Raw genomic sequence first — 11,678 nt, forward strand, 5'->3', positions numbered from 1 at the left:
GGGGACGATCCCGGCGGTGATCGGCTGCGCCGTCTGGACCTGGACACCGGGCCCGGGATTCGTTCCGCCATTGGTGTACGCGGAGAGGATCTGGTTGGTCTGCGCCGTCGCGAGCGCCTCGCCGCGGTAGAGCCCGATGGCGGTCGCCATCCCCTGCAGGAACGACCACGCAGTGGCGTCGCACCCCGAGTCCACGTTGGTCACGGTCGCGTTGCGCGGCGTGCTCGACCGCAGGATCCAGCCGTTGCACTGGCCGGCGGGCGGAGCCCAGTTCGGACTGGTCACGTAGGTCGAGTTGTTCGCGGCAGGACCGCCGGTGTACTGGCCGATGCGGATGCCGTTCGTGGCGGTCTGGTTCTGGAAGTTCTCGTAGAAGACGTCGGTGGCGCCGGCCTGAGGAATACCGGGACTTCCCGGCACCGCGACCGCGGGCGAGACGATGGTTCCGCCGACCGCCAGGAGCGCGACCACGATCGAGGCCGTCGCGCCCAGCACGGATCGCGCGCCGTGCGAACGGCGTGGCGAGTCGAGCGTCCCCGAGCTGCGACTCATGACCGGCCTAGCTGAAGCTGCCCTTCATGCGAGCTCCCTCCCGCGGCACAGGGTAGACCCGGCCGTCTGGCGCTGGCAAGGACGCCTTCGGTCCGGTGTACCCTCGCGGGCATGGAGATCGTGCTCGTCCCCGGCTACTGGCTCACCGCGAACGTCTGGCAGGGGGTGGTGCCGGCGCTCGAGGCGGCGGGGCACCACGCGCATCCCGTGACCAGGACCGGCGAGGACGTGCCGGCGCAGATCGCCGCGATCGTCGCGGCCGTCGACGGGATCGGCGATCCGGCCGAGCGCGACGTGGTGCTCGTCGGGCACTCGGCGGGCGGCCCGCTCGCGGACGGCGTGCTGGACGCGCGGCCCGACCGCGTCTCGCGGATCGTCTTCGTCGACTCCGCACCGCTCTCCCCCGGCGGCGTCGTGCCGTCCGGGCTGGAACCCGTGGACGGCGTCGTCCCGCTCCCGGACTGGGACGACTTCGAGGACGCCGATCTGATGGACCTCACCGACGAGCAGCGCGAGGCGATGCGCAGGGATGCCGTGGCCGAGCCGGGCGGCGTCGTCACCGGCGCGATCGAGCTCCGCGACGAGCGGCGCAGGCAGGTGCCGGCCACGGTGGTCGCGTGCGAGTTCACGGGTGCGGACCTGCGGCGCTGGGTGGCCGCGGGCGAGGACTTCTGCAAGGAGCTCGGCGAGCTGGCGGACTGGGAGGTGGTGGAACTGCCGACCGGCCACTGGCCGATGCTCACCCGGCCGGCCGAGCTCGGCGCGATCCTGGCCGAGGCGGCGTCCCGGTGACGGCCGCGCGCGTCGTCGTCGTCGGCAGCGGCGTGGCGGGCGCGGCGACCGCCTTCGCGCTGGCCCGCAGGGGCGCGGCCGTGACGATCGTGGACGCCGGGCTCCCGGGCCGGGCGACGGACGCGGGCGCCGGCATCATCCAGCCGTGGAGCACCCGCAGCGACGGCGACTTCTACGAGCTCTACGCCGCCAGCGCCGACTACTACCCCGAGCTGATCGAGCGGTTGCGGGAGGCGGGCGTCGACGACATCGGCTTCCGGCGCTCCGGCGCGCTCATCGTCAACCGCGACGAGTCCGTGGTGGACGAGGTGCAGGCGCGCGTCGAGGCGCGCCGCGCGGGAGCGGCGACCATGGGCGCGGTGGAGAGGATCGGCTCCGCCGCCGCGCGGGAGCTGTTCCCGCCGCTCGCGGACGGGCTGCACGCCCTCCGCATCGCCGGCGGCGCCCGCGTGGACGGGCGGGCGCTGCGCGCCGGGCTGCTCGCCGGCGCGCACGCGTACGGCGCGGAGAGCATCGAGGGCCGGGTGCTGCTCGGCGCGGACGGCATCGCCCGCGTCGAGGAGCGCGAGCTGGCGGCCGACGCGGTGGTCGTCGCCGCCGGCGCCTGGACGGACACGGTGCTGGAGCGGCTCGGCGAGCGGGTGCCCGTCCAACCGCAGCGCGGGCAGATCACGCACCTGCGCGTGCAGGCGGACACCCGCGCGTGGCCGTCCGTGCATCCCGTCGCCCCGAACTACCTCGTCTGCTTCGACGACGCGCGGGTGGTGGTGGGCGCGACGCGCGAGACCGGATCCGGCTTCGACCCGCGGGTCACCGCGGCCGGCGCGCGCCAGGTGCTCGACGACGCGCTCGCCGTCGCGCCCGGGCTCGCCGACGCGACCGTCATCGAGACGCGGGTGGGCCTCCGGCCGCTCCCCGAGGGCGATCTGCCGACTGTCGGTCCGCTCCCCGATCACCGGGGGATCTGGGTCAACGCGGGCTTCGGCGCGGGCGGGCTGACGCTGGGTCCGCTCGTCGGGGACCTGCTCGCCGAGCGGATCTTGGACGTTTCTGGGACGGTGCCCGCTTAGCTGCTGTCATGCCGACGATCGCCAGCACGACAGCCGCCAGCCTCCTGCACGCCGGACTTCTCGACCCGCAGGGCATCATCCAGGCCGCGGGCCCGTGGGCGCTCCTCGGCATCTGCGCGATCGTCTTCGCCGAGACCGGGCTGCTGCTCGGCTTCTTCCTGCCCGGCGACACCCTGCTCTTCTTCGCCGGCGTGCTCACCCTCACCGGGCGCATCGCCCAGCCGCTGTGGCTGGTGATCGTGAGCGTGGCCGTCGCCGCGATCGTGGGAGGCGAGGCCGGCTACCTGATCGGCAGGCGGACCGGGCCCGCCGTGTTCGAGCGACGCGAGTCCGGGCTGTTCAGCAGGGAGAGCGTCGCACGCACGCAGGGCTTCTTCGACCGTTTCGGGTCGGCGGCGGTGGTCGTCGCCCGGTTCGTCCCCGTCGTGCGCACGTTCGCGCCGGTCGCGGCGGGCGTCGGCCGGATGCGCTGGGCGGTGTTCAGCCTGTTCAACGTGATCGGCGCGGCAGTCTGGGCGGCCGCCGTCGTGCTGATCGGCTACGGCCTCGGCCACATCCCGGGCGTCGCCGATTTCGTCTCGCGCTACCTCGACCTGGTACTGATCGGGATCGTCGTGATCTCCGTCGGCCCCGTCCTGGTGCGCGTGCTCCTGCTGCGGCGTCGGCGGCGGGCGCTAGCGTTGGCGCATGACGCTGACGCTGGAGAGGGACGAGGCGCGCAGGATCGCGATCCGGGCGCAGCGGCTCGACGCTGACCGGCCGGACGCGCTGGTCCCGCTCGTCGAACGGCTGACCTTCCTGCAGCTGGACCCCACGGCCGCGATCGCACCGAGCGCCGACCTGATCGCCTACACCCGGCTCGGCGCGGCCTACCGGCCGGAGCAGCTGCGGAGCGCGACGGAGGACGACCGCCTGCTCTACGAGGTGAAGGCGATGGACGACCCGCTGACACCGCCCTTCGCGATGCTGCGCCCGGTGTCCGACCTGCCGCTGCACCTGGACAGGATGTCGCGCTGGCCGGACGCGGTCCCCGCGTGGTCGCAGTGGCTGCAGGCGAACGCCGCTTTCCGTGCCGACGTGCTCGCTCGGCTGCGCGCGGAGGGCCCGCTGCTGTCCAAGGACATCCCGGACACCGCGAGCGTGCCGTGGGTGTCGACGGGCTGGACGCACAACCAGAACGTCACGCGCCTGCTCGAACTGCTGCAGGGCCGCGGCGAGGTCGCCGTCGCCGGGCGCGTCGGGCGGCAGCGCACCTGGGACCTGGCCGAGCGGGTGTACCCGGCCGGCGTGGAGCCGGTGCCGGAGGCGGAGGCGGCGCCGAGGCGCGACGCGCTGCGGCTGCGCGCGCTCGGTATCGCCCGCCCCGTCCAGGTGGGCGAGGCGGGCGTGCCGGCGCGGGTGGAGGGCAGCGCGCTCGAATGGCGCGTCGACCCGGACGCGGTCGGCGCCGCGTTCCGCGGCAGGACGGCGCTGCTCTCGCCGTTCGACCGGCTGATCCACGACCGGGTGCGCACGCAGGAGCTGTTCGGCTTCGAGTACCTGCTGGAGATGTACAAGCCGGCCGCCCAGCGCCGCTGGGGGTACTTCGCGCTGCCGATCCTGCACGGCGACCGGCTGGTCGGGAAGCTGGACGCGGCCGTCGACCGGAAGGCGGGCGTTCTCCGCGTGAGCGCCGTGCACGAGGACGAGCCATTCGGCACGGAGGTCCGGGACGCGGTGGAGGCGGAGATCGGCGCCCTCGCCTCCTGGCTCGGCCTCGACGTCGCCCGCTGACCGGCGACCGCTGGGCGGTCGCTAGGCGACCGCCTCCTTGCCGTGCGGGTCGGAGGCGTTCAGCACGGCGACCACCTGGTCATAGTCGCCGCGGACCTCGCCGTAGCGCAGGAACTTCACGCGCTCGACCTGCAGCTCCTTCGCGTCCGGCTGGGTCTCGATGAGGCCGACGACCTCCGCGACGAACTCATCGAGCGGCATCGCGAACTCGCTGGTCTCCTGGCCGGGCAGCAGCGAGGTGCGGACCGCTGGCGGCACCAGCTCGACGACGGACACGCTGGTGTCCTGCAGCTGGAGCCGGATGCTCTCGCTCAGCATGTGGATGGCCGCCTTGCTGGCGTTGTAGCTCGGCGTCGCCGCGAGCGGCGTGAACGCCAGGCCGGAGGACACCGTGACGATCGTCGCGTCCTGCCTGCTGCGCAGGTGCTCGATGAACGCACCGATCAGGCGGATCGGGCCGAGCACGTTGGTCGTGACGACGGCCTCGGCCGACGCGAGGAAGCCCTCCGGCGTGTGCCAGTCCTCGACGCGCATGATGCCGGCCATCGCGATGAGGACGTTCAGGTCGGGGTGCGCCTCCAGCACACGGGCGGCGGCGTCGCGGATGCTGTCCGCGTCCGCCGTGTCGATGCGGACCGTGTCGATGCCGGGGTGCTCGGCGGCGATCCGCTCGAGCAGCTCGGTGCGGCGGCCGCCGACCACGACCGTGTTGCCGCGTTCGTGGAGAGCGACGGCGAGCGCGAGCCCGATGCCGCTGGTCGCGCCGGGGATGAAGATGGTGTTCCCTGTGATGTTCATGCCTCCACTGTGCGGCGAGCGGGCGAGCGGAGGCAGTGGAGCGCTCATCGGGGGATCCGCGATCCCTGGTTCCGCGGCGTCGGCTCCCGCATCATGGAGGGATGGATCGTGCAGCCCTCGCAGACTTCCTCCGCCGGCACCGGGAGGCGCTGCAGCCGGACGACGTCGGGCTGCCCGCGGGGGCGCGCCGCCGTGCTCCCGGCCTGCGCCGCGAGGAGGTCGCGATGCTCGCGGCGATGTCGGCCGACTACTACACGCGGCTGGAGCAGCAGCGCGGACCGCAGCCGAGCGACCAGATGCTCTCCTCTCTCGCCCGCGCGCTGCGCCTGTCCGCCGACGAGCGCGACTACCTGTTCCGGATCGCCGGCCACAACACGCCGGACCGGTTCGGCGGCGGCTCGCACGTCCCGCCCGCGCTGCAGCGGGTGCTCGACCGGCTGGACGACACCCCGGCGCTGGTGCTCTCCGCGCTCGGCGAGACGCTGGTGCAGAACCGGATGGCCGTCGCCCTGCTCGGCGACCGCTCCGGGTACACCGGGCTCGAGCGCAGCGAGTACTACCGCTGGTTCGCCCATCCCGAATCCGCGCGCGCGATGTACCCGGAGGACGACAGGGACCGGCAGAGCCGCGCCCAGGTCGCGTCGCTCCGCGACGCCTACGGCGCGCTCGGCCCGCGCTCGCGCGCCGGCGAGCTGGTGCGGGCGCTACTGGCCGAGAGCGCCGAGTTCGCGGAGCTCTGGGAGCGGCACGAGGTCGCGCGCCGGTTCGAGGACCACAAGGTCCTGCTGCATCCCGAGCTCGGCGCGATCGAGCTGGACTGCCAGGCGCTGTTCACCGAGGACCAGTCGCTGTGCCTGCTGGTGCTGACCGCACCACCGCGCACCGAGGCGGCGGAGAAGCTGGCGCTGCTGAACGTGGTGGGCACGCAGTCGTTCGCGTAGTAGCCTGCCCGCGTGGACGTGACCGCGTGGCTCCTCGACGGCGACCCGGCGATCCGGTGGCAGACCCGCCTGGACCTGCTGAACGACGCGGAGGGCGCGGCGGCCGACCGGGCGCTCGTGGAGTCTGAGGGCTGGGGCGCGCGGCTGCTCGACCTCCAGCACGAGGACGGCACCTGGGGCCACGGCGTGTGGACGCAGCGCGACTGGGTCGGGGTCGACGACGCGCTGCTGCTGCTCGCGCTGCTCGGCGCGCGGGGCCCGCGCACCGCCGCGGCGGTCGACCGCGTGGTCGCGCACGTGGACTGGGGCGCGCAGTGGTGGCACCATCCCTTCTTCGACGGCGAGGTGGAGCCGTGCATCAACGGGCGCGTTCTCGTCGCCGGCAGCGCGTTCGGCCATCCGAGCGAGCTCATCGTCGAGCGGCTGATCGCGGAGCAGCAGGACGACGGCGGCTGGAACTGCTACGCGCAGACCCGGGCCGACCCCGGCTCGTTCCACAGCACGATCTGCGCGCTGGAGGGGCTGACGGCGTACCGGGACGCGGGCGGCCCGACCGAGGTGGCCGCCGCGATCGACCGCGGCCATGGATACCTTCTGGAGCGGGGACTGCTGCGCAGGAAGCGCGACGGGGCGCTCATCGACGCGTCCTGGTCGGCCGCCGCCTTCCCGCCGTACTGGCGGTACGACGTGCTGCGCGGCCTCGACCACCTGCGCGCGGCGGGCGTGCGGCCGGACGCCCGGCTCGACGAGGCGCTCGACGCCGTTGCGGCGGCGCGCGGGACGGACGGCCGCTGGCGGCTGGACCGCGTCCATCCCGGGGAGACGCTGGTCACGATGGAGCGGGAGGGCGAGCCCAGCCGCTGGAACACGCTGCGTGCGCTCCGCGTGCTGCGCTGGGCCGGGCGCTGAGGGCGCAGCGCGTCAGTCGACGCGGCCGTCGTCGCGCAGCGATCGGAACCACGAGGTGCGCTCGGCGATCGCCGTCGCCGGCTCCGGGAGCCCGCGCACGCGCAGCCGGATCCCGCGCCCGGCGAGTTCGCGGTCGAGGTCGCGCAGGGCGAGGATCACGGTGATCGAGATGTCCTGCAGCGTCGAGCAGTCCAGCGTCAGCTCGGTGAGCGCGCCGTCCGCCCGCGCGGCGTCCGCCGCGTCGAGCACCGACTGCTCGGTCGCGAGCACGTTCGCCGTGTAGAGCGGACCGAGCAGCACGACGGTCAGGGCGCCGTCGGCCGCCCCCTCTGCCCTGACCCGCGGCTTGTTCAGGGCGTTCAGCACCAGGATCAGGGTGAAGAGCACGCCCACGCCGACGGCCGCGAGCAGTCCCGCCGTCAGCCCGATCACGGTGGTGACCATCGCGACCGCGAAGTCCCGCCTGCTGATCCGCCAGAGCAGGACGAGGTCCTTCACGTCCACGAGCCCGAAGACCGCGACGAAGACGAGTGCGGCGAGCGTCGCCTGCGGCAGCAGGCTGATCACCGGCCCGAGGAAGAGCCCGATCAGGAGCGCGAGGGCGACCGTCACCAGCGCGGCGAGCTGCGAGCGCGCCCCCGCCGCCTTGTTGACCGCGCTCTGCGAGAAGCCGCCGGCGGCCGGGAGCGTCTGGAACCAGCCGCCGACGACGTTCGCGGCCGCCGTGGCGAACAGCTCGCGGTTGCTGTCGATGCGCGGATCGTCGAGGTCGCGGATCCCGCGCGCGACGGCCGCGGATTCGAGGAACGCCATCACGGCGATCGCCAGCGCCCCGGGGATCAGCTGGAACACGTGCTGCAGCGACGGCAGGGTCGGCAGCGGGAACGCGCGGGTGACCGGCGTGATCAGCTCGACCCCGGCATCCCGCAGCCCGCCGAACGCGACCAGCAGGATGCCGGCCGCGACGACGATCAGCGGGCCGGGCACGCGCGGCAGGAACCGTTTGAACAGGAACAGCGCGGTGACCGACACCGCCGAGAGGATCGCCGTGACCGGGTTCGCCTGCGGGACGGCCGCGATCACGGCGTTCACGCTGTGCACGAAGCCGCCGCCGGTCGGTGCGCTCGTCTCGCCGAGCAGCTTGGGCAGCTGACCGACAGCGACGGTCGCCCCGACGCCGATCTGGATGCCGAGCAGCGTCGGCTTGTTGATGATCTCGACGAGGGACCCGAGCCGCATCAGCCGCGCGACCAGCAGCGCGACGCCGACCAGCAGGGTGAGCGTCACCAGGTCGCGCGGGATCTGGTCGGAGTTTGCGACCACGCCGGCGGAGACGAACGTCGTCGCCGTGAGCGTGGCGATCGTGGAGGTGGTGGACACGCTCATCGCGCGGGAGCCGCCGAGCAGCGCGTACACCGCCATCGGCACGATCGCCGTGTAGAGGCCGGCCTCCACCGGCAGGTTCGCGATGGTCGCGTACGCCATCGCCTGCGGCACGACGACCGCACCCGCCGAGAGGCCGGCCAGGATGTCCGGGCGGAGCCAGGCGCGCCGGTACCCCGCCAGCGTCGGCAGCAGCCACGCGCGGCGGGGCGCCGGCGGCGCGGACGTCACCTCCTAGTCCCTGGCCATCGCGGCCGCGAGGTGCGCCTCCACATCCACGTAGGCGTCGTCGGCGATGTCGAAGACGACCTTCACGATCTCCCCGCCGGTGTACTCGAACCGGGAGCCCGCATACTGCTTCGAGACGGCATCACCCGAGTCGTAGCCGATGCACAGGCCCTCGCCGCACAGCGAGAAGTGGCCGAGCACCGTGCGGATCTCCTGCTCGGCGACCTTTTCGTCGTCGATGTAGAGCGCGAGCGGTCCGATGCTCTCGTGGTACTGGCCGACCTTCTCCTTCGTGAAGGAGACCCCGAGTACGTGCTTGCCCGGCCCGGGTACCGGCGCCGAGATGACGTTCTCGGGCGGGATGCCGAGGAAGTTGTAGACGTAGGTCAGCTTCCCGTCCTTCACGAACAGGGTGTGCCCGCCGAACCGGGAGCCGTGTGCGAAGATGACGCCCTCGGTATCGGCCGTCGTCTCCACCTCCGCGAGGATCTTGTACGAGACGCCGTGGGTGTTCGCGGCCGAGCGCTCCGGGATTTCGCTCGTGCCCGGGTAGTACGTGTACTGCCCGCTCTCCGGGACGGGGACCTTGAACTCCATGCTGACGAACGTCTCGAAGTCCTTCGGATTCCCGATGACCTGCAGGTCGTTCAGAGGAAGCACGTCGTTCCGCTTCGCCTCCTCCATCCAGAGCGTCGTGAGCTCCTGCACCTTGTCCGGATGCTCCGCGGCGAGGTCGTGCGCCTCCGAGCGGTCGACGTCGGTGTGGAAGAGCTGCCACGTGTCGCTCCCGAAGTCGCCACGACCGCTGATGGGACCGTGCTCGGTGACCGCCTTCCAGCCCTGATGCCAGATGCCGCGATTGCCGAACATCTCGAAATACTGAGTCTCCTTCGTCGTCGGGCCGTCTGAGCCGAAGCTGTAGGTCATCGGCACGCCATCCAGCGGACGCTGCTCGACCCCGGCGTAGGTCGACGGCAGCTCCACGCCGCAGACGTCGAGGATGGTCGCGACGATGTCGGTGGAGTGGTGGTACTGGTTGCGCGTCTCGCCGCGCGCCGCGATGCCCTTCGGCCAGGAGATCACCAGCGGGTCGCAGACGCCGCCCTGGTAGACGTAGCGCTTGAACATCCGGTACGGCGTGGAGAAGGCGGCCGCCCATCCCGTCGGGTAGTGGTTGTAGGTGTCGGGAGAGCCGAGTTTGTCGACCATCGTCAGGTTCTCCTGGACGTCGTCGGGGTAGCCGCCGAACACTTTTCCCTCGTTGACCGACCCGTTCGGGCTGCCCTCGCCGGAGGCGCCGTTGTCCGCGCAGTAGATGACGAGCGTGTTCTCCAGCTGGCCGGACTCCTCAAGGTAGTCGATGATGCGGCCGACCTGCGCGTCCGTGTACTCGGAGAAGCCGGCGTAGACCTCGGCCATCCGGCTGAACATCGCCTTCTCCGCATCCGACAGCTCCGCCCACGGCCGCACCTCGTCGGTCTCCGAGAACGTCCCCGGCGGCATCGGGTTGATGTCGGTGAGCTCCGTGCCCTCCGGCAGAATGCCCTTCTCGATCATCCGTGGGAGCACCCACTCCCGGTAGGCCTCGTAGCCGTCGTCGAAGACGCCCTTGTACTTCTCGATGTACTCCTGCGGCGCGTGGTGCGGCGCGTGGTTGGCCCCGGGGCAGAACCACAGGTACCAGGGCTTGTCCGGCTCGGTCTGCTTGACGTCGCGGAGCATCTTCAGCGCCTGATCGGCGAGGTCCTTGGACAGGTGGTAGCCGTCCTCCGGCAGGTACGGCTGCTCGATGTAGTGGTTGTCCTCCGCCAGCGACGGGTACCAGTTGTTGGTCTCGCCGCCGATGAAGCCGTAGAACCGATCGAAGCCCTGCGCGAGCGGCCAGTTCTTCTTGGACGCCCCTGCCGTCCACTCGTCGATCGGCACGTTGTGGTTCTTGCCCACCCAGAACGTGGCCCAGCCGGCGTCGCGCAGCAGGTTCGCCATCGTTGCGTTGCTCGCCGGGATGTGCGAGTTGTAGCCGGGGAAGCCGGTGGACGACTCCGAGATCGTCGCGAACCCGTTCGAGTGATGGTTGCGGCCGGTCAGCAGCGTGGACCGTGTCGGCGAGCAGAGCGCCGTGGTGTGCCACTGCGTGTAGGTGAGGCCCTGCGCCGCCAGCCGCTCCATCGTCGGCATCTGGATGCGCCCGCCGTACGGCGACCACGCCGCCTGGCCGGTGTCGTCGTACAGCACAAGGAGGACGTTGGGCGCACCCTCGGGTGGTTCCGGCGGCAGGAAGGCGTCCCAATCGGACACCGAATCCCTTACGTCGAGTTCGATCTTCCCCTGGAATTCTCTGGCCACAGCGCCGTACCTCCGCTCGCGGATACGAATGTGTGGCCACCGTAACGGGGCGGCCGCGCGCGCGTCTAGACCGGGCCGCCGCGACCGTCACCGCAGTGGCTCGCTCTCGCCGAAACAGCCCTCTAGACGCACTTCGCGCGGCGGCGTTACTCTCAGCGCACACCCAGGCTCGGAGCGAGCCGGGAGGAGGGGTAACGACTCATGGACTTCTGGAACAACTTCTGGAACATCATCTGGCTCTTCTTCTGGAGCTTCGCGTTCATCGCCTACCTGTTCGCGCTGTTCGCGATCATCAGCGACCTGTTCCGCGATCACAAGCTCAACGGCTGGTGGAAGGCGCTGTGGATCATCTTCCTGATCTTCGTGCCGTTCCTCACCGCGCTGGTCTACCTGATCGCGCGCGGGCCCGGGATGGCCGAGCGCAGCCAGAAGGAGGCCCGCCAGGTGCAGCAGGCGACCGACTCGTACATCCGCGAGGTCGCCTCCTCGTCCCCGGCCGACGAGATCGCCAAGGCCAAGGCTCTGCTCGACTCCGGCACCATCACGCCGGACGAGTTCGCCCACCTCAAGTCCGTCGCGCTCGGCCGTCAGGCGAGCGCGGGCGCCCACGCCGCACCGGCGGCTCCGGCGGCGGCCGCACCGGCCGCGCCCCGCGCACCGACCCCGCCGCCGGCCGCGCCGACGGTCTGAACCGACGGGTCCGGTGACAGACGTGACCGACCCGACCGCCGCGGGGGGGGGGGGGCGCCGGCCCCCCGCCCCCCCCCCCCCCCCCCCCCCCCCCCCCGCCCCGGGCCCCCCGCCCCCCCCCTACAGGGATCGCACGAATCCCCGCACCAGCCGCCGGAATCGCACGCCCGCCTGCTTTCCCACCTCGAGCACCTCC

Annotated in this window: 9 protein-coding genes and 2 pseudogenes; 7 read left to right on the forward strand and 4 right to left on the reverse strand. The window is 72.1% G+C overall.

The window, feature by feature from the left end:
- Nucleotides 1–552: pseudogene (locus tag ACTHMF_RS12915) on the reverse strand (hypothetical protein); the annotation flags it as partial.
- Nucleotides 553–663: 111 nt separating this feature from the next.
- On the opposite strand from ACTHMF_RS12915, the gene ACTHMF_RS12920 reads away from it, so the two are divergent.
- The 4 genes from ACTHMF_RS12920 to ACTHMF_RS12935 are packed head-to-tail and all read left to right on the forward strand — an operon-like array spanning nucleotide 664 to nucleotide 4,187.
- A complete protein-coding gene (locus ACTHMF_RS12920) occupies nucleotides 664–1,344 on the forward strand; it encodes an alpha/beta fold hydrolase (protein WP_440318102.1) in 681 nt (226 codons plus the stop codon).
- Entirely contained in the window at nucleotides 1,341–2,414 is a 1,074-nt protein-coding gene (locus ACTHMF_RS12925) for an NAD(P)/FAD-dependent oxidoreductase (RefSeq protein ID WP_440318103.1), read from the forward strand. Before ACTHMF_RS12920 ends, ACTHMF_RS12925 begins: the two co-directional genes overlap by 4 nt.
- A gap of 8 nt (nucleotides 2,415–2,422) precedes the next feature.
- On the forward strand, nucleotides 2,423–3,169 hold the full coding sequence (locus ACTHMF_RS12930; RefSeq protein ID WP_440318105.1) for a DedA family protein: 747 nt from the start codon (nucleotides 2,423–2,425) through the stop codon (nucleotides 3,167–3,169).
- Nucleotides 3,102–4,187 (forward strand): DNA glycosylase AlkZ-like family protein, encoded by a 1,086-nt coding sequence (locus ACTHMF_RS12935; RefSeq protein WP_440318107.1) that lies wholly within the window; start codon nucleotides 3,102–3,104, stop codon nucleotides 4,185–4,187. Before ACTHMF_RS12930 ends, ACTHMF_RS12935 begins: the two co-directional genes overlap by 68 nt.
- Before the next feature lie 21 nt (nucleotides 4,188–4,208).
- On the opposite strand, the gene ACTHMF_RS12940 is transcribed toward ACTHMF_RS12935, so the two are convergent.
- Nucleotides 4,209–4,985 carry an SDR family oxidoreductase gene (locus ACTHMF_RS12940; RefSeq protein WP_440318109.1) on the reverse strand — a complete coding sequence of 259 codons (777 nt, stop codon included), beginning with the start codon at nucleotides 4,983–4,985 and terminating at the stop codon, nucleotides 4,209–4,211.
- Nucleotides 4,986–5,086: 101 nt separating this feature from the next.
- Here ACTHMF_RS12940 and ACTHMF_RS12945 point away from each other — a divergent pair, with 101 nt between their 5' ends.
- A complete protein-coding gene (locus ACTHMF_RS12945) occupies nucleotides 5,087–5,926 on the forward strand; it encodes a helix-turn-helix transcriptional regulator (protein WP_440318110.1) in 840 nt (279 codons plus the stop codon).
- Between the two features lie 12 nt (nucleotides 5,927–5,938).
- Nucleotides 5,939–6,835: a hypothetical protein gene (locus ACTHMF_RS12950; protein WP_440318112.1), complete on the forward strand. Its 897-nt coding sequence runs from the start codon at nucleotides 5,939–5,941 to the stop codon at nucleotides 6,833–6,835.
- A gap of 12 nt (nucleotides 6,836–6,847) precedes the next feature.
- On the opposite strand, the gene ACTHMF_RS12955 is transcribed toward ACTHMF_RS12950, so the two are convergent.
- The gene (locus ACTHMF_RS12955) at nucleotides 6,848–8,449 is read right to left on the reverse strand and encodes a SulP family inorganic anion transporter (RefSeq protein ID WP_440318113.1); all 1,602 of its coding nucleotides are present in this window, start codon (nucleotides 8,447–8,449) and stop codon (nucleotides 6,848–6,850) included.
- A 3-nt stretch (nucleotides 8,450–8,452) separates the two neighbouring features.
- Nucleotides 8,453–10,744 (reverse strand): arylsulfatase, encoded by a 2,292-nt coding sequence (locus ACTHMF_RS12960; protein ID WP_440318115.1) that lies wholly within the window; start codon nucleotides 10,742–10,744, stop codon nucleotides 8,453–8,455.
- A 249-nt stretch (nucleotides 10,745–10,993) separates the two neighbouring features.
- Between ACTHMF_RS12960 and ACTHMF_RS12965 the strand changes: the two are divergent.
- A pseudogene (locus tag ACTHMF_RS12965) lies at nucleotides 10,994–11,374 on the forward strand (SHOCT domain-containing protein); the annotation flags it as partial.
- Nucleotides 11,375–11,678 lie beyond the last annotated feature (304 nt).

This window comes from Leifsonia sp. (assembly GCF_051955155.1).
Taxonomy (GTDB): domain Bacteria; phylum Actinomycetota; class Actinomycetes; order Actinomycetales; family Microbacteriaceae; genus Leifsonia.